This is a genomic window from Alsobacter metallidurans (genome assembly GCF_014636935.1).
Taxonomy (GTDB): Bacteria; Pseudomonadota; Alphaproteobacteria; order Rhizobiales; family Beijerinckiaceae; genus Alsobacter; species Alsobacter metallidurans.
On record NZ_BMES01000002.1, the window covers coordinates 127393 to 145501 of the forward strand.

Consider the following 18109-nt stretch of genomic DNA (forward strand, 5'->3'; position numbering starts at 1 on the left):
CCGCCCCTGCGAGCGGGCCGGAGAGGCCTGTCCGATCGAGGAACCATGTCCACGAAAAAGATCCTTCTCGCCGGCGAAAGCTGGACCTCCACGGCCGTTCACATCAAGGGCTGGGACCAGTTCGCCTCCGTGACGCACCATCGCGGCGCGGACCCGTTCATGGCCGCGCTGTCGGGCGGCGACTACGAATTCGAGTACATGCCCTGCCACATCGCGGCCGAGCAGTTTCCCTCCACGCCCGAGGCGTTCGACGCCTATGACGCCGTGATCCTGTCCGACATCGGCGCCAACACCCTGCTGCTGCCGCCGGACGTTTGGATCCACTCGCGCCGCTTCCCGAACCGCCTGAAGCTGCTGCGCGACTATGTGCGCCGCGGCGGCGGGCTCGTGATGGTGGGGGGCTACCTCAGCTTCCAGGGCATCAACGGCGCGGCCCGCTTCCGCGGCACGGCCGTCGAGGAGGTCCTGCCGGTTTCGATCCACCCCTATGACGACCGCATCGAGATGCCCGAAGGCGTCGACCCGGTGGTGACGGGAGCAGGCGCCGGCCACCCGGCGCTGGGCAACGTCTCGGGCGGGCTGCCTTACGTGCTGGGCGTCAACGAGGTCGTCGCCAAGCCCGACGCGCAGGTGCTGCTGGCGCTCCCGGACGGGGAGGGCGGCCACCCGCTGCTGGCGGTCGGCCACTACGGCGAAGGCCGTACGGCCGCCTGGACCACCGACATCGGCCCGCACTGGCTCCCCAACGAGTTCCTCGCCTGGGACGGCTTCCGCCCGCTCTGGACGGGCCTGCTGGACTGGCTCTGCGCCGGGAAACGGTAACGCCCTTGGGCGGGCCTCCCAGCGCCCCTCATCCTGAGGAGCATCGCCTCCTGGCGATGCGTCTCGAAGGACGAGGGTCTCCAGAGCGCACCACCTGTCAGCCTCTTGGACCCCCTCGTCCTTCGAGACGCAGGCCCAAGACGGCCTGCTCCTCAGGATGAGGGAATTGTTGGTTTTGCCGACGGGCTGACTGGTCGCCCTCGAGGCTTTGCCGGAGGTCTCGCCGCCATCCCTCCACCGTCATCCCCGGGCTTGCCCCGGGGATCCACGCGCTGGGCTCCCGCGTGGATGGCCGGGGCAAGCTTGGCCATGACGGCGAGGGGTGGTTAGTGCAGGGATAATGCGGTTGGAGTTGGCTGCAACGCCGATGCCACCCGCCTGTCATTGCGAGCGCAGCGAAGCAATGCAGCCTAAAAGCCGGGCCGTTAGACTGGATTGCTTCGCCTCTGGCTCGCAATAACGGCGGGTAAAGCCCGCTTCAGTCGTTAGCGGCCTGGATGGCCGCGATCACGGCGGCGGTGACGTCGGCCGTGCGGGCCTTGCCGCCGAGGTCGGGCGTGTGGAACTGCGGGTTGGCGGTGACGCGCTCGATGGCGGTCATGAGCCTGCCCGCCGCCTCCGGCTCGCCGAGATGCTCCAGCATCATCACGAGCGACCAGAACGTGCCGATCGGGTTGGCGACGCCCTTGCCCATGATGTCAAAGGCCGAGCCGTGGATGGGCTCGAACATCGACGGGAACACGCGCTCGGGGTTCAGGTTGGCGGTCGGCGCGATGCCCAGCGACCCCGCCAGCGCGGCCGCGAGATCCGACAGGATGTCGGCGTGGAGGTTGGTCGCCACGATGGTGTCGAGCGTCTCGGGCTTGATCACCATGCGCATCGTCATGGCGTCCACCAGCATCTTGTCCCAGGTGACGTCCGGGAAGCCGGCCGCCACTTCCGTGGCGATGTCGTCCCACATTACCATGCCGTGGCGCTGGGCGTTGGACTTGGTCACCACCGTGAGCAGCTTGCGCGGCCGCGAGCGGGCGAGCTCGAACGCGAAGCGGATGATGCGCTCCACGCCCGCGCGGGTGAGGATGGAGACGTCGGTCGCGACCTCGAGCGGCAGCCCCTTGTGGACGCGCCCGCCGACGCCGGCGTACTCGCCCTCCGAGTTCTCGCGCACGATCACCCAATCGAGCTCCGGGCCCTCCACCTTGCGCAGCGGGCTGGTGATGCCGGGCAGGATGCGGGTCGGCCGGACATTGGCGTACTGGTCGAAGGGCTGGCAGATGGCGAGCCGCAGTCCCCACAGCGTGATGTGGTCCGGGATCTCCGGATGGCCGGCCGAGCCGAACAGGATCGCGTCGTGGTTGCGGATCTGCTCGCGGCCGTCGGCCGGCATCATCGCGCCGTGGCGCTTGTAGTATTCGCCGCCCCAGTCGAAATGGTCCACCGCGAAGCCGAACGTGCCGTAGCGCTGCGCCAGCGCGTTCATGACCTCGACGCCGGCCGCGATCACCTCCGTGCCGATGCCGTCGCCCGGGATGGCCGCGATCGAATAGGTCTTCATGGTGAAACTCCGGGGGAGGGTGCGGCCGCGGCCGTGCGCGAGGGACGGGCGGAGCTTAGTGACGCGCGCGGCGAGAGGCTAGGCGTGTTCGGCGAACCCGCGCCGTCAGGGCCGGCACAGCACGAAGCCGGTGAAGCTCTTCGCGCGGTCGGCGAGGTCGGCCGGACGCAAGGCGGGCGCATCGGCCTGCGGGCGCTCGAGCTGGATGCCCTGCGCGTCCGCGAAGGCGCTCGCCACGCCGGACTTGATCGCGAAATTGACGTTCTGGGGGATGTCGTCGATCGCGGCCGCGAGCTTCACGGCGTCCAGCTTGGCCACCACGACGCCCACCACCGCGCCGGTTTCGTCCAAAAGCGGCCCGCCGCTGTTGCCGGGCTGAACCGGCGCGGACACCTGCAGCATGCGGCTGTCGTCCTTCAGGCCCGCCAGCGCGGTCACGTTGCCGAGCGTGAAGTTGCCGCCCGTGGTCAGCAGCCCGGTGAGCGGAAAGCCAAAGGCCGCGACCTGTTCGCCGAGGCGGATGCCGCCTCGCACGCTTGCGAAGCTGGCGGGCTTCATCTCGGCCTTGACCAGCGCGAGATCGTTGGCCTGGTCCTTGGCGACCACCCGCGCCGGGATCTCGCGCGCCTCGCCGAGCGAGACGGCCAGCGATCCGCAGCCGTCCACCACATGGGCGTTGGTGATGAGGTGGCCGTCCCCGGTCACGAAGAAACCGGAGCCGCTCGACGGCCCCTTGCGAGGCGGGGGCGGCGCGACGGGAGCGGCTGGCGGCGGCTTGGCGGCCATGATGATCGGCGCCGGCGTGGGCGGAGCCCGGTTGAGGCCAAGAGACGCGGCGCGGAACAGGTCCGACATCAAGGTCGAGAGCCGATCCCCGTACACGCCCTCCGACGGCGCCCATGTGACGTTGAAGCCGAGGATGCCGCCCCGGAAGGCGTGAAACCGCGCATAGGAGCCAAGCTCGCCCTGGCCGGACGACACGACGAAGAAGTCGTTGCGGAGCACCTTGTAGTTCACGGTCGCGGGCGGCCGCACCGCGCCCACCACGGCCCCGTAGGCAGCCGGCAGGCTCAGCGTCGGGTAGAAGTCGTAGCTGATGCGCAGCGAGCCGTCTTGTCGCTGTAGGACCACGCCCGAATCCGTGTATCGCCGGACGAGCCCGAGCCCCTCCGGCGTCCAAAGCGGGGCGCCTGCAACGGGGTGGTTCAGGGCCCGCAGACCCCACCGTTGCAGCACGGGCGCGGCGCGCGAGCGCAGCGCCGACCAGTCGTCGCCCAGGATCATGCCGGTCGGCGCAAGCTGGTTGGCCCGCTGGAAGGTCTGGATCGCATCATAGAGCCGCTGGCTGAACTGGTCCGTGCTGACGGCTGGCCACGCTCCGGCGGCGATCATCTGCATCTGCAGGTCAAAGCGCTCGGCGTCAGAAAGCCGGTTGAAGGCCGCCTTGGCGTCGTTGAACGGCAGGGGACCGGCTGCGGCGGCGCCTGCTGCGCCGATCGGCAACGAAACGGCCGGCGCGAGATAGCCGGCCTTGACCAGATGATCCCGCAGCGCGATCGGGAACGGGATCCGCCGAAGGCTCTCGGCCGGGCACTTCGCCACGGGCTCGCCCGTCACGCATTCCTGCGGCCCGAAGTCACTGGCCCGGTCATACGAGCCGAGCATCCGCGACCAGGCTTCCTCGTGCTCGCCGAGCCGCGCCTTGGCGGCGACCCAGCCCGCCAGGAAGCCGTTGCTGCGCCACAGCTCGGGGTTCTCGCCGGCGCGCCGCTCCATCCACCTCAGGTCGGAGCGAAGATGGTCGCGAAAGCGCGGGTCGGTCGTGACGTCCCGGAGAACGCCGTTGTCGAGCCGGTGGATCATGTCCGGCGCAAAGGAGCCCGCATAGGAATCAAACGCATAGAGAAAGCTGTTGTCGACGCCGATCATCTCGGCGGCGCCGTCGCCATCGAGGTCCTCGAACGCAAAGCCGTCTCCGTCGAGCGTCGGAGCGTCGATGCTGCGCCAGCGTCCATCAGCCGCCTGCGACAGGATCTTGGTCACCGTGCAGCAATGCGCGCCGCCCCAGAAGTAGCTGAACACGACCTGCGGCCTCGGCGAACTCCGGTCCAGCGTCACGAGCTTGGCGGCGGAATGGATCTGCTCCGACGCGTTCTCGTCGATGCGAGCCGTGATGGCGGTTGCGCCGGCGATGCGCACGGCCGCGGTCGGGATGCGATCGGAACCCTGGCCCGGAACGCTGTCCAGAACCACCGTGAGGTCGCCGCGCTGCAGGGATACCGGCGTCAGTCCGTCGAGCTTGGCCCGCGCGAGGATCGGGACCGGCGGCGCCGTCCAGATCGTCTCCAGATAGGCGTCGCCGCGCGACAGATAGAGGTCGTTCGGCAACCGCCAACTATCACCGAGCTGGCGCTTGGCCTGGTCCAGCGGGCCAGCGATCGGCCCCGCGATCACGGCCAGCCATCCGTTGGCCGACCGCGCCACCCTGACGCCCGGGATCTCGCGGCCGAACCGGCGGGCCATGTCGATCGCCTCGTCGGGCGCCTGCCGCGAGGCCAGCACGGCCCAGCGATCCTTTCCGGTCAGCGTCAACGGGCCGGCGACCGCCCCGGACGCGCACAACAGGACGGCGGCGACAACTCCCACGATCACGCGACGCATCAATCGGTAAGCTCCCCTGCACCGAAGCAAGACTTACCGCCGAGAGACGCTCAATTCCTAGCAACGCTTGCGTTTGAGATTACTGCGCGGCTAACGGGAATGCTGCGAGCGAACCGGCGATGCCGCTGGCCGACACGTCCCTGACGGTGGCGACGGGTTTGCGCGCCGAGTTGACCGGCTTCTCCGGCTCACCCTGGGGCCAAAGTTCCACCACGATGCGCGGATGGTGTTCGCAGCCAGCCGGCGCGTGAGCGCCGGCGCGGCTTCGGCCCGCGCGGGAGCGCTGAATGTTTCTCCCGCTTGGCGCGGGCATGGGAATTAGTTTGATGACGGATCGTCGAGAATGATGACGCTGAAAAGAGCTCTACCCAGCCTTCCGCTGGCTCTCCTGTTTCTGGGACTACCGCCGGCGCTTGCCGAAACGCCGGACCGGGGCCGCCTCGACGCCGCGGCGCGCGCCTTTATGGAGCGCACGAGCGCACCCGGCCTCGCAATCGGGGTGGTTACCCCGGCGGGCGCGCAGGTGCTTTCCTACGGGGTGGCCTCGAAGGAGACCGGCGCGCCGGTCGACGAGCGCACCGTTTTCGAGGTCGGATCGATCAGCAAGACGTTCACGGTGACGCTGGCCAGCTACGCCGCGGAGATCGGGGCGCTGAAGTGGGACGCTTCACCTGGCCAATACATCCCCGAACTCAAGGCGACGGCCCTTGATCAGGTATCACTCCGAAACCTCGCGACGCACACCACCGGCGGCATGCCGCTGCAACTGCCCGACGAGGTGAAGACCGACGCGGGCCTCATGGACTACTTTCGCAAGTGGAGCCCGCCTTCGCGGCCCGGAAGCGTGCGCACCTACGCCAATCCGAGCATCGGTCTCCTCGGCGTCGTGACGTCGCGTGCGCTCAAGGGCCCATTCGCGCAGGTAATGCGAGAGCACGTCACGGGGCCGCTCGGGCTTCAACACACCTTCTACGACGTGCCGGCGGCCGAGCAGCAGCACTATGCTCAGGGCTATACGCGGGACGGCAAGCCCACCAGGGTCTCGATGGCTCCTCTGGCCACGGAAGCCTATGGCGTGCGAACCACCGCGAGCGATCTGTTGCGTTTCGTGGCGGCGCATCTCGGGCTGGTCGATGCGTCTCCGGTATTGAAGCGCGCCTTGTCGGCCACGCAGGTTGGCCAGTTCCAGGCCGGGCCCATGACACAGGCGTCGATTTGGGAGTGGTATCCGCTTCCGGTTTCCGATGAGGACCTGGCGGTGGGGAACGGCGACCCCATGGTGCTCAAGCCCAGCCAGGTCACGCGCCTGGATCCGCCGCGGGCGCCGCCGGCCGATAGTCTCGTCACCAAGACCGGGGCAACCAACGGCTTCGGCGCCTACGTGGCGTTTGTTCCCGGTCGCCAGGTCGGGATCGTCATCATGGCGAACCGCAACCATCCCACGGCCGCGCGGCTAGACCTCGCCAAGCAGGTCTTCGCGGCGCTGAATGTGCAGGGACTTCCTGCTCGGTAGACGCATCGACAGGTGGACAGGCAGACCACCGGCGCCGACGCGGCAGCCGGTGGTTCAGCGCGTTCACGCGGTTGCCTCGAAACACTCAGATCCTCTCCGCCCGGGGCCGCAACGAAGGGCCGCCGCCCGGCGGACGCCCACTCACGCTCAGCCGGGTGGGGTACGGTCGACCCGATCTGGCGTGTCCGACAGTTCCTCCAGGATCGGGCACACCGGCCTCGCATCCCCATGGCAATGCCCGGCCAGATGCCTCAACGTGTCAGCCATGCTCCGCAGTTCGGCGATCTTCCGCTCGAGTTCGGCGACATGCTCCAGCGCGACGGCCTTGACGTCGGCGCTGGCCCGGCTCTTGTCGCGCCAGAGCTGGAGGAGCTCGCTGGTCTTGTCCATCGAGAAACCAAGGGAGCGGGCGCGCTTGATGAAACGGAGCGTGTGGACTCCTTCTGTCCCGTAGACGCGGTATCCGGCCTCCGTGCGGACGGCCGGCGCGACGAGCCCGATTGATTCGTAGTAGCGCACCATCTTGGCAGACAGACCGGCGGCGGCGGCAGCTTGGCCTATGTTCATCGCGTCCTCCGTCGTTCGAATGTACCCCTCATAAAGGTTCCCATCGTGGGAAGGTCAAGGTCCGCCCTGCGTGACTGGCCCGGCGTCGGACGCTCACCGGAAGACGCTTGACCTTCCTACGGTGGGAAGGTCCACGGTTCGCGCACACCTCACGAAGGAGCGACGCCGTGTGCGGATGTGGATGCGGGATGACGGCCAATTCGAAGGCGGCGATGACGCACGTGGGAGCCGAGGTCGTTCGCGTGAGAGACATGCGGTGCGGGCGCTGCGTCGCCGCGATCACGGGTGCGATCCAGGCGAAATGGCCGTTTGCCGCCGTGAGGGCAGACCTCGCCGGCGAGACGATTTCGGTTTCCGGAATGGAGGTCGGCGCCGACCTGCGGGGCGTGATCCGGGCCGCCGGCTATACGCCCGCAGGCTGACCGTTGTGGCGTGGGCCTGCTTGGCGGGCCCGCGCGGATGTGAGACAACCAGCCCCTTCGAACCCCGTTGCTTCGAGCCCCATGACGAGCTTCGCGACATTGCTGCTGACGATCGCGCTGGCGCTGTACCCGCTGTCTGGCGGTCGTGCGATGGCGACCGGAGCGCCTCATGCGCAGGCGGTGGCGGCGCAGGCGAAAGCCGCGGTCCAGGGCGCCGATGCGCACGTGCGCCATGGCGGCGGCGATCATCGGGAGTCGTCCGCTGTCAACGCCGACGCAGCCGCCGTTCATGTTCATGCCTCGCCCGAGGATCACGGCTTGCAGCACGCGGCGGAGAGCCCGTGCTCCGGGGATCACGGCTCGTCGAGTTGCTGCAGCGTAAGCTGCCACGCCATGGCGCCTCTCGCGGGGGCCGCCGTTCCTGCCCAACGGCATGTCGTCATGCTCATCGGCGTCGCCACCTTGCCGATGCCGCACGGCGTCGGGTTCGACGGGCTCCTGCGTCCCCCAAGACCGGCCTGACCGCCCGCGGGCGACAAGCCCGCTCGCCGGGCCCCTTGCGGGCCCTCGGTCTTCCTCGACGTCCTGAACCATCACCGTGCCACTGAGCCCGGAGGTGGAGGCGTCCTGTCCGGTACCACCATGCCAAGACTGTCGCCTATCATGCTGGCGGCGATGGGCCTTGCGGGCTGCGCGCCCGCTCCGCCGGCCTATCTGGCCGCGCCCATGATCGCCACGCCCTCCGTCCGTCCAGTGCGGGCCGACCCGGTCACGGCCGGCTTAGGACGCTTCGAGATCGTCGAGCCGAAGGGCTGGGACGCGCTGAACCGGAACGTCACGCCGAAGGGAGGCTCACATGCGCCGTGAGCCTCGGACCCTGGCCCGGGCGATCGGCGCCGGCGGTCTTTCCCTGCTGTTGGCCGGATGCGTCAGCGCCGGCCCTGATGGCGGCCTCGGCGTCGTCGACGCCGTCGCCCGCAACGAGCTTGGCCGCGGTGTCGTGAAGGTCTCCACCGACGCCGAAGCCGCCGTAGCCGCCCAGGGCGTCTGGGCGGCGCTGAAGCGCCCGCTGACGGCCGACGCCGCCGTCGGTGTCGCACTCGCAAGCAACCGCGCGCTGCAGGCGGCTTACAACGAGCTTGGCGTCTCCGAGGCGGCTTTTCTGCAGGCCAGCCTGCCTCCCAATCCAAAGATCGGCCTGTCCCGCCTCGGCGGAGGCCTTGAGCTCGAACTCGAGCGCAGCCTGCTCGTCAGCCTCTATGCGCTGGCGACCCTGCCGGTCCGGCGCGAGATCGCGGGCGACCAGTTGCGCGCCGCGCAGATGCGGGCGGCCGATGCGACCCTGAAGCTCGCCACGGATGTTCGCCGCCAGTACTGGCGGGCCGTTGCGGCGAACCAGCAGGCGGCGACGCTCCAGCAAGCCAAGGTCACCACGGACGCGGCCGCCGAACTCGCCCGCAAGCTTGGTGAGTCCGGCGGTATGAACAAGCTCGACCAAGCCCGGGAATACGCGCTCGCGGCCGAGCTCGACTCGCAGCTCGCCCGAGCTCGGCTCGCGCAGCGTCTTGAACGTGAGCGCCTGACCCGGCTCCTCGGCCTGTGGGGGCCGGAGATCGATTTCCGGCTCCCGTCCGCCTTGCCGCCTCTGCCCAAGTCCGTCCGCTCAGCAACCGACGTTGAAGCGCGGGCGCTCGCCCGACGCGTCGACCTGCAAGCGGCCAGGCTGGACCTCGAGAGTCTCGGCAAGTCTCTCGGGCTCACCCAGGCCACCCGCTTCACGACCGACCTGGAGCTTGCCGGCAACAGCAAGTACGACCGCCAGAAGACAGTCACGGAAGACGGCGGGATCGCGAAGGAGAAGCTCAACCGCCGAGGCCTCGCGATCGAGTTCGAGATCCCGCTCTTCGACTTCGGCCAAGCCCGCACGATCGACGCCGAGCAGCGCTACATGCGGGCGGCCAACCTGCTCGCGGCCAAGGCCGTCAACGTCCGCTCCGAAGCGCGCGAGGCCGCGATGGCCTGCCGAGGAACCTGGGACATCGCCCGGCATTACGAGGCCACGGTGCTGCCCCTGCGCAAGCAGATCCAGGACGAGGCGCTGCTCCAGTACAGCGGAATGCTCGTCGACGTTTCCAGCCTTATCGCCGACGTGCGGGCCCGGATTCTCGCCCAGGCCCAGGCAATCGACGCCCGCCGGGACTTCTGGATCGCCGAGGCCGAGTTGCGCGCGGCCCTCGCCGGCGGCGGAGCGGGAGCCTCGTCCGGCTCCGCGTCAGCATCGCCGGCCGGCGCCGAACAGGCTGCCGCCCATTGAACCCGAGAGAGATCGCCATGGACATCTCCCGCAGAAACGTCATTCGGGCCGGCAGCGGCCTCGTCCTCACAGGGGCCACGATGGTCAGCGGCCGCGCCCAGGCCGCCGCAATCCCCGAGGCGCCGACCACGGGAGACGCGACGACGCAGCAGCCCGTCGCGCCGACCTCGGGGCCGGACTACCAGCCCGTGGTCACCCTGAACGGCTGGACGCTACCCTGGCGCATGAACGGCGACTGGAAGGAGTTCCACCTCGTCGCCGAGCCCGTGGTCCGCGAATTGGCGCCCGGCATGAAGGCCCACCTGTGGGGCTACAACGGCCAGTCCCCCGGCCCGACCATCGAGGCGGTGGAAGGGGACAAGGTCCGCATCTTCGTCACCAACAAGCTGCCGGAAAACACGGCCGTGCACTGGCACGGGCAGCGCCTGCCCAACGGGATGGATGGCGTGGGCGGACTCACGCAACCGCATATCCCGCCCGGCAGGACCTTTGTCTACGAGTTCCAGCTGCGCCGCAGCGGCACCTTCATGTACCACCCGCATTCCGACGAGATGGTGCAGATGGCCATGGGCATGATGGGGCTCTTCATCGTGCACCCGCGCGACCCCGCCTTTCGCCGTGTCGACCGCGACTTCGCATTCCTGCTGAACGCGTTCGACATCGAGGCCGGAAGCTACGTACCGAAGGTCAACACCATGCTGGAGTTCAATCTCTGGTGCTGGAACAGCCGTGTCTTCCCCGGCATCGACCCGCTCGTCGTGGGCAAGGGCGATAAGGTGCGGATCCGCTTCGGCAACCTCACCATGACCAACCACCCGGTCCACCTGCACGGCTACGAATTCAAAGTCTCGGGGACGGATGGCGGCTGGGTGCCCGAGGCGGCCGCCTGGCCCGAGGTGTCCGTCGACTGCGCGGTCGGGCAGATGCGCTCGTTCGACTTCGTCGCCGACGAGCCGGGCGACTGGGCGATCCACTGCCACAAGTCGCACCACACGATGAACGCCATGGGCCATGCCGTGAAGACCTACATCGGCGTCGACAAGAAGGAGATCGCGCAACGGCTCAAGAAGCTCGTGCCCGGCTACATGCCGATGGGCTCGAACGGCATGGGCGAGATGGGCGCGATGGAAATGCCGCTGCCCGACAACACGCTGCCGATGATGACCGGCTTCGCCCAGTTCGGGCCCGTCGAGATGGGCGGCATGTTCTCGGTCGTGAAGGTCCGGGAAGGCCTCGCGAAGGGCGACTACAAGGATCCCGGCTGGTTCAAGAACCCGGCCGGCGCCGTAGCCTATGAGTTCAAGGGGCAACTGCCGGAGCCCGTGCGGTCCGGCAAGCAGGCCGGCGCCAAGGGCGCCGTGGAGTTCTCCGCCGTCGATCCGCGCACCAGGCCGGCCGGCGGCGGCCACGACCAGCACTGACAAGACCAGTCAACCAGACCCGCGGAGATCGATCGTGACAAAGCATATCCTGGCGGCCGCATCTTTGAGCGCGGCGCTCCTGGCCGGAACGGCCGCATGGGCCGGCGGCGGGCAGCCCGGCCACCATCATCCCGCCGGCGCTTTCGGGCGCCCGGGCGATCCCAAGAAGCCGGCCCGCGTTGTCAATGTCGTTATGAAGGACGGGGAGACCATGGCCTTCGTGCCGAACCGCATCGAGGTGCGAAAGGGCGAGCAGGTCCGCTTCAAGCTCCGGAACGACGGAGCGTTGGACCACGAGATGGTGCTCGCCACCCTCGAGATGAACCTGAAGCACGCCGAGGAGATGAAGAAGAACCCCGACATGGAGCACGACGATCCCAACGCCAAGCGCGTGGCGCCCGCCAAGACCTCGGAGATCCTCTGGCGTTTCGACAAGGCCGGCGCCTTCGACTTCTCGTGCCTCATTCCCGGTCACCGCGAAGCGGGCATGACCGGGTCCGTGATCGTCAAGTGAACAGGAGATTGTCCATGGCCGCCATCAAGACCACCCGCACCGTCCTCGCAGCCGCGGCCGCGCTCGGCGTCGCGCTCGCGCCCGCCCTGGCCCAGGAAACCCCCAAGGTGAAGGGCGCGGTCGAGAAGATCGACGAGAGCGCCGAGAAGATCACGCTGAACCACGCGCCCATCCCGAACCTCGACATGGGCGAGATGAAGATGGTCTTCAAGGCGGGCGACAAGGCCATGCTCAAGCAGGTCAAGAAAGGCGACAAGGTGCTCTTCACCGCTGACCGGGTGAACGGACAGCTGACCATCACCTCCATCGCCAAGTCGAAATAGGGCGCTCCGGGCGTGCTGCCGGACCGGCCGGCGGCGCGTTCCCGGGCCGTGGAACGGGTTGACCTTCCCATCATGGGAAGGTGCAGGGTGGCGCAAGCAACTGGAGGACCAACGATGAGCGACGCTCGCGACCACCACCGCCACGCCCACGACCATGCCGGAAACGACCACTCGGCGCATGCGCACGGCCCCGCCTGCAACCACCCGGAACACGCGCACCATGACCACGCCGCCACAGCGCCGCGGCCGGGTATCGTGAAGGACCCGGTCTGCGGCATGGATGTGGACCCCACGACGGCCAAACATCGGGCGGAGCACCAGGGCCGCCCCTATTTCTTCTGCTCGGCCGGGTGCCGGACGAAGTTCGAGTCTGACCCGGCCAGGTATCTTTCGCCCGCCTCGGTGCAACCGGCCGAGCCCGCGCCCGAGGGCGCGATCTACACCTGCCCAATGCACCCGGAGGTCCGGCAGGTCGGGCCGGGCAGCTGCCCGATCTGCGGCATGGCGCTCGAGCCCGTGGTGGCGACGGCCGACGCTGGCCCGAACCCCGAGCTCGCCGACATGACCCGGCGCTTCTGGATCGGGCTCGCCCTGGCGCTGCCGGTCTTCGCGATGGAGATGGGCGGGCACCTCTTCGGCCTCGATCACATGATCGCGCCGCAGGTCTCGAACTGGGTCCAGCTCGCGTTGGCGACGCCCGTGGTGCTCTGGGCGGGCTGGCCGTTCTTCGAGCGGGGCTGGCATTCGGTGGCGCACCGCAGCCTGAACATGTTCACGCTGATCGCCATGGGGACCGGGATCGCCTGGGTATATTCCGTTGTCGCGACCCTCGTCCCGGATGTCTTCCCGCTTGCTTTCCGGGAGCATGGCGCGGTCGCGGTCTATTTCGAGGCGGCCGCCGTCATCACCGTCCTTGTCCTGCTCGGCCAGGTGCTGGAGCTCAGGGCCCGCGAGAGCACGAGCGGCGCGATCCGCGCGCTGCTCGACCTCGCGCCCAAGACCGCGCGACGGATCCGGCCCGACGGCGCGGACGAGGAAGTCGAGCTCGACCAGATCGGCGTCGGCGACCGCCTGCGCGTGCGGCCGGGCGACAAGGTCCCGGTTGACGGAACGGTCGTGGAGGGCCGCAGCGCCGTGGACGAGTCCATGGTGACCGGCGAATCCATGCCCGTCACCAAGACCGCGGGCGACAAGGCCATCGGCGGCGCGGTGAACCAGAGCGGAGCGCTGGTGATCGAGGCCGAGAAGGTCGGACGCGACACGATGCTGTCGCAGATCGTCCAGCTCGTCGCCGACGCGCAGCGCAGCCGCGCCCCGATCCAGCGGCTGGCGGACCAGGTTTCCGGCTGGTTCGTGCCGGCCGTCATCGCGGCCGCCGTCCTCGCCTTCGCCGCCTGGGCGATCTGGGGGCCGGAGCCGCGCCTCGCCTTCGGGCTGGTCGCCGCCGTCTCGGTCCTGATCATCGCCTGCCCCTGCGCGCTCGGCCTCGCCACGCCCATGTCGATCATGGTCGGCGTCGGGCGTGGCGCGCAGGCCGGCGTGCTGATCCGGAACGCCGAGGCGCTCGAACGCATGGAGACGATCGACACGATCGTCGTCGACAAGACCGGAACGCTCACCGAGGGCAAGCCGGCGGTGACCGCCATCGTCCCGGCGCAGGGCTTCGACGAGGCTGAGATCCTGCGGCTCGCCGCCAGCGTGGAACGGGCGAGCGAGCATCCCCTCGCGCAGGCCATCGTTCGCGCGGCCGACGAGCGCGGGATCGCGACCCTGCCTGTCTCCGACTTCGACTCGCCGGTCGGTCGCGGCGCGATCGGCAAGGTGGACGGACACACCGTCGCTCTCGGCAACGCGGCCTTCATGGCGGAGAGCGGCGTGGACGTCTCGGCGCTCGCCGAAATGGCGGACGAATTGCGGGCCGACGGCGCCACGGCCATCTTCGTCGGCGTGGACGGCCAGTTGGCGGGCACGCTCGCCATCGCCGATCCGGTGAAGTCCTCCACTCCCGAGGCGCTCGCCGCCTTGCGCAAGGAAGGCGTTCGCATTGTCATGCTCACGGGCGACAACCGGACAACCGCGCAGGCCGTGGCCAGGCGGCTCGGCATTGCCGATGTCGAGGCCGAGGTGCTGCCGGAGCAGAAGAGCGCGGTGGTGAAGCGCTACCGCGACCAGGGCCGCGCGGTGGCCATGGCAGGGGACGGCGTCAACGATGCGCCGGCCCTCGCGGCGGCCGACGTAGGCATCGCAATGGGGACTGGGACCGATGTCGCGATGGAGAGCGCCGGCGTGACGCTGCTCAAGGGGGATCTCACCGGCATCGTGCGTGCGCGGCGCCTTTCGCGGGCGGTGATGCGCAACATTCGCCAGAACCTGTTCTTTGCCTTCGCCTACAACGCGGCCGGCGTGCCGATCGCGGCCGGGGTGCTTTATCCGACCTTCGGCATCCTGCTCTCGCCCATCATCGCGGCCGCCGCGATGGCCCTGTCCTCGGTGAGCGTCATCGGGAATGCCGTTAGGCTCCGCTCGGTGAAGCTCTGAACCGGGTCGTGCGCCCTTCCAAGGAGATCTCGACATGCCTGTCACTCGTCGCAACGCCCTGGCGGCGATCGGATCCGTGGTCCTGGCTTCGCCCTCATGGGCGCAGGGACGGCCGCCCATGCTGGTCCACAAGGACCCGAACTGCGGTTGCTGCGCGGGATGGGTGAAGCATGTCCGGGCCGCCGGCTTCACCGTCGATGTGCGGGAAACGGCCACCCTCGACGCGGTGAAGGCGCGGCTCGGCATCCCGGAGCCTCTCGCATCGTGCCACACCGCCGAGATTGGCGGCTACCTCGTGGAGGGACATGTGCCCGCGGCGGAAATCCTCAGGCTGCTCGCCGAGCGACCGCGGGCGCTCGGCCTCGCCGTACCGGACATGCCGTTGGGCTCCCCAGGAATGGAGGCGCCCGGCGCGAAGCCGGACGCCTACCAGGTGATCCTGTTCGGACCGGGCCAGCACGTCTACGCCCGCTACAGAGGCGCCGAGCGGATCTGAAAGTCTGGCCGGTCGCCCTTACTTTCAAGGGAGGCTATCCATCGTGGCGCGGATCGATGCGCTCTTCGCCAAGACCGCCGAAGGCGAAGCGGCGCGGGCCGGCCTAGACACGTTCCGCCGCGCGCTCCTCAAGGCCGCAGTCACGGGCGAGCCGACGGAGGATTGGCGGGAGGCGCGTAAAGGCGGTGAGACTGGGCACGATCTCCTTGCGCTCGTTGCCGCCGAACTTGGTTTCAGAAAGGCGTTTAGGGCTAGCGGCTGACGCGACCACTCCGAGTCGTTCGACACCTTTGACCCTCCGGCCTTGCCCTATGGCTGGGTTTGCGCGCCTCTGGTCAGATCTGTGAACTGAATACTGACAGTGACCATAATCCCCAAAAGCGAGTGCCAGTGGGCATGCTGCATCCAACAGCACAGAATGTGAGGCGAAGCCAAGGAAAGATTGATGCATGTAGCTTCGTTAGTGCTCATAATTACAAAGAAACATCTACACGGCACAAGCCAGTATTCGGTTATGGCGGCGTTAAAGACGCGATTAATCTAAATAATCAGTGAAATCGGCATTGTAAAACGAACTTGGGCGTTTACCAAAATTCTGAAGTCGACGCCATCGATCTCGATCCAGAGATTAATCGGTCCCGAATTCTCGCCTGAACGCCAAACTACAACAGCCTGTAAAGAAAATAGCCAGCGCGAAGCTCCGCATCGCTTGCCGCGCCACAACGCCGTTAACGAGCAAGCGTTAGGCGATAAATCTTGTACCCCGTATCATCCTTTTTCATTAAGTTTGAAACGTATGGATGGTTATGAAACGCGCAAATCTCATGTCAGATTTCATCCGTGGCGTGTGCGTGATGGACGATCAATATGTTCTCGATTGCTGTCGTTGATGATCACCCGCTTCTCGTGGAAGGCATTGCGGCGTTGATGGTCCGCAAAGGCGGTTTCTCCATAGCGGAGACTGGTTCCTGCGCCGCCGATATCGAGGCGATCGCCCTCCGGTTGCAGCCTGACGCGATGATTGTAGACCTCAACATGCCGGGCGAGGTTTTTGGCGCAATCAAACGTGTCGTGGACGCTGCGCCCGGCGTTAAGATCATTGTTTTCACCGCGTCGACCAGCGCCGACGACGCCGTTAGGGCGCTCGATTCTGGTGCTAGCGCCTATGTCTTGAAGGGAAGTCCGGCGCAGGAGGTCATTGAAGCGATCGCCTCGGCGACGCGAGGGGAGATTTACATTACTCCCTCGTTCTCCACGCGGGTCATCGGCGCACTTCAAAATCGCACGCGGGAGAGGCGTGAGGAAAGCGCGCGCCTGACAGTGCGGGAGGACCAGATCGTCCGCCTGCTGCTATGCGGCAAGCAGAACCGCGAGATCGCCATTGCGCTCAGCTTGAGCGAGAAAACGGTCAAAGGGTACATGAGCAATCTGATGCAGAAGCTCAATGCGCGAAATCGCCTCGAGGTGGTGATCGCGGCGCAGAGGTTGAGCCTTGCACCGGGGACACAAACCCCGGCTCCCCAGCCGGCGCCTGTCCGCGACCTCGTCGCGTCCTGAAGTTAGCTCAACGGTTCAATGGCAATCGGGCCACAACCCTGACGCCGCCCTCTTGACGGTCGTTGATGCTGATTGACCCGCGCAGCGCGCGCACGCGGGTCTCCATGCCTCTCAAGCCCAGCCTGGATCCGCCAAGCTTCGCGTTTGGCTGCACCGCCGGCCCAAGGCCTTCATCCTCCACGACGACCGTGAGCGTCTCACCTTCAACAAGGGCCGAAACGGATTGGCCCCGCCCTCCGGCATGCTTGTAGCCATTGGTGAGGGCTTCCTGCACCACGCGGTAGCAACAAACGCGCACGGCGGTCGGCGCGGGGGGGCCGAGCGGGGGAATGTCGCGCTTCACGCGCGTGCCCGTTTGCTGCTCGTGCCGAGCGATTGCGAGTTCGATGGTGCCGGCGGTCGTCAGGTCCTCGACCTCGGGCAGCACCAGGCCGGCCGAAAGGTTGCGCAACTCCACTAACGCTTGCTGGATCAAGCTCGAAAGATCCCCGCGGGTGTCGGCCAAGGCGCGGCGCAGGGATGCTTCGTCAGGCTGATCCGCGTCCGGCAGTTTCAGCATCATGAGGCTGAGGATCTGTATGGGGCCATCGTGAATATCCGCCCCGATATTGGATAGGTAGTTCTCGTTGAGAAGCGCAGCGTTTCGGCGCTCGCGATCGGCGCGCCGTCGTAGGACGTCGTTGCGTTTGGCCAGTCCGGCTGCTCGCGCCAGATTCGTTTCAAGCAACGCCTGCTGGGACGCGATCATTCGACTGGCTCGCTTCACGATCACATGCAGCAGGACGACGATGACGAGCGCCACATTCAGGATGAGCAGCCAAGTCGTATAGCGGACGCTGGCAATCTCCTGGTTCAGAGACTCGCTATACTCATAAAACTCTCCGATCGCCGCCACTTCGCGCGTGCGTGGAGCGTAGATTGGTGCATAAACCTCGATCAGCAACGAATTTGGCGGAGATGGAGCACTTCCAGAGTGGTCGTCGTCGTTTGTATCGACGATGACCTGGCCATCCCGCACGCGCCTCAGATCGGCCTCATCGAGGCGCGACGGCGGATCCGAAGGGTTGGTGCTGAAAATTAGCCGGCCGTCGCGGCTCCACAGTTTGATCTTGGCCACGCGGCGTCCGAGCTTCGTGTCCGTGAGCAGATTCCTGATCTTTTCGCCGCTCTCGGGCGAGAGCCCGGTCTCGGGATCGACGCCATCGATGAAGGGCGCCAACAGGCTCTCCAGGTAGGTGGCGCCCGTTTCGGCCATGGCTTGGGTCCATCCGGCTCGGACGCGCTTCTCCACCCAGTACCCCAGCGTCAACATCGAGAGTCCCACGGCCGCGGTGGCCGCCAGGAAGAACTGGCGTTCGATGCTGAGCGAATTCCAAGTCCTGAGAGCCCGGGCCACCGGCGGCACG

General features: G+C 67.5%; 17 protein-coding genes. 13 read left to right on the forward strand and 4 right to left on the reverse strand.

Annotation, left to right across the window (positions count from 1 at the left end; genetic code table 11):
• The first annotated feature begins 45 nt into the window (after positions 1-45).
• Positions 46-822, forward strand: coding sequence for a glutamine amidotransferase (locus IEV99_RS11000; RefSeq protein WP_188517843.1), 777 nt, complete (start codon positions 46-48; stop codon positions 820-822).
• A gap of 478 nt (positions 823-1300) precedes the next feature.
• Here the strand turns inward: IEV99_RS11000 and IEV99_RS11005 are convergent, their stop codons facing one another.
• Together IEV99_RS11005 and IEV99_RS11010 are read right to left on the reverse strand one after the other, a co-directional pair.
• Positions 1301-2377: a tartrate dehydrogenase gene (locus tag IEV99_RS11005; protein WP_188517844.1), complete on the reverse strand. Its 1077-nt coding sequence runs from the start codon at positions 2375-2377 to the stop codon at positions 1301-1303.
• A gap of 105 nt (positions 2378-2482) precedes the next feature.
• Positions 2483-5038: a serine protease gene (locus tag IEV99_RS11010; protein ID WP_188517845.1), complete on the reverse strand. Its 2556-nt coding sequence runs from the start codon at positions 5036-5038 to the stop codon at positions 2483-2485.
• A gap of 343 nt (positions 5039-5381) precedes the next feature.
• On the opposite strand from IEV99_RS11010, the gene ampC reads away from it, so the two are divergent.
• The gene (ampC, locus tag IEV99_RS11015; RefSeq protein WP_188517846.1) at positions 5382-6551 is read left to right on the forward strand and encodes a class C beta-lactamase; all 1170 of its coding nucleotides are present in this window, start codon (positions 5382-5384) and stop codon (positions 6549-6551) included.
• A 147-nt stretch (positions 6552-6698) separates the two neighbouring features.
• Here ampC and cueR read toward each other — a convergent pair whose 3' ends face one another.
• Entirely contained in the window at positions 6699-7118 is a 420-nt protein-coding gene (cueR, locus tag IEV99_RS11020; RefSeq protein ID WP_188517847.1) for a Cu(I)-responsive transcriptional regulator, read from the reverse strand.
• Positions 7119-7306: 188 nt separating this feature from the next.
• Between cueR and IEV99_RS11025 the strand changes: the two genes are divergently transcribed.
• The 11 genes from IEV99_RS11025 (at position 7307) to IEV99_RS11075 (ending at position 16703) form a co-directional block, all read left to right on the forward strand.
• Positions 7307-7540: a heavy-metal-associated domain-containing protein gene (locus IEV99_RS11025; protein WP_188517848.1), complete on the forward strand. Its 234-nt coding sequence runs from the start codon at positions 7307-7309 to the stop codon at positions 7538-7540.
• Positions 7541-7621: 81 nt separating this feature from the next.
• The gene (locus IEV99_RS11030; RefSeq protein WP_188517849.1) at positions 7622-8062 is read left to right on the forward strand and encodes a hypothetical protein; all 441 of its coding nucleotides are present in this window, start codon (positions 7622-7624) and stop codon (positions 8060-8062) included.
• A gap of 120 nt (positions 8063-8182) precedes the next feature.
• Positions 8183-8407, forward strand: a complete 225-nt coding sequence (locus IEV99_RS11035; protein WP_188517850.1) for a hypothetical protein — start codon at positions 8183-8185, stop codon at positions 8405-8407.
• Complete coding sequence (locus tag IEV99_RS11040; protein ID WP_188517851.1) at positions 8397-9854, forward strand: TolC family protein; 1458 nt, start codon at positions 8397-8399, stop codon at positions 9852-9854. Before IEV99_RS11035 ends, IEV99_RS11040 begins: the two co-directional genes overlap by 11 nt.
• Positions 9855-9871: 17 nt before the next feature.
• Positions 9872-11275: a multicopper oxidase family protein gene (locus tag IEV99_RS11045; protein ID WP_188517852.1), complete on the forward strand. Its 1404-nt coding sequence runs from the start codon at positions 9872-9874 to the stop codon at positions 11273-11275.
• Positions 11276-11309: 34 nt separating this feature from the next.
• Positions 11310-11789, forward strand: coding sequence for a cupredoxin domain-containing protein (locus tag IEV99_RS11050; RefSeq protein ID WP_188519774.1), 480 nt, complete (start codon positions 11310-11312; stop codon positions 11787-11789).
• Between the two features lie 14 nt (positions 11790-11803).
• Complete coding sequence (locus IEV99_RS11055) at positions 11804-12112, forward strand: copper-binding protein (RefSeq protein ID WP_188517853.1); 309 nt, start codon at positions 11804-11806, stop codon at positions 12110-12112.
• Positions 12113-12226: 114 nt separating this feature from the next.
• Positions 12227-14650 carry a heavy metal translocating P-type ATPase gene (locus IEV99_RS11060; protein WP_210318658.1) on the forward strand — a complete coding sequence of 808 codons (2424 nt, stop codon included), beginning with the start codon at positions 12227-12229 and terminating at the stop codon, positions 14648-14650.
• A gap of 34 nt (positions 14651-14684) precedes the next feature.
• Entirely contained in the window at positions 14685-15146 is a 462-nt protein-coding gene (locus tag IEV99_RS11065; protein WP_188517855.1) for a DUF411 domain-containing protein, read from the forward strand.
• Between the two features lie 43 nt (positions 15147-15189).
• Entirely contained in the window at positions 15190-15408 is a 219-nt protein-coding gene (locus tag IEV99_RS11070) for a hypothetical protein (protein WP_188517856.1), read from the forward strand.
• A gap of 605 nt (positions 15409-16013) precedes the next feature.
• Complete coding sequence (locus IEV99_RS11075) at positions 16014-16703, forward strand: LuxR C-terminal-related transcriptional regulator (RefSeq protein ID WP_244643811.1); 690 nt, start codon at positions 16014-16016, stop codon at positions 16701-16703.
• A gap of 7 nt (positions 16704-16710) precedes the next feature.
• Here the strand turns inward: IEV99_RS11075 and IEV99_RS11080 are convergent, their stop codons facing one another.
• Entirely contained in the window at positions 16711-17958 is a 1248-nt protein-coding gene (locus IEV99_RS11080; protein ID WP_188517857.1) for a sensor histidine kinase, read from the reverse strand.
• Positions 17959-18109 lie beyond the last annotated feature (151 nt).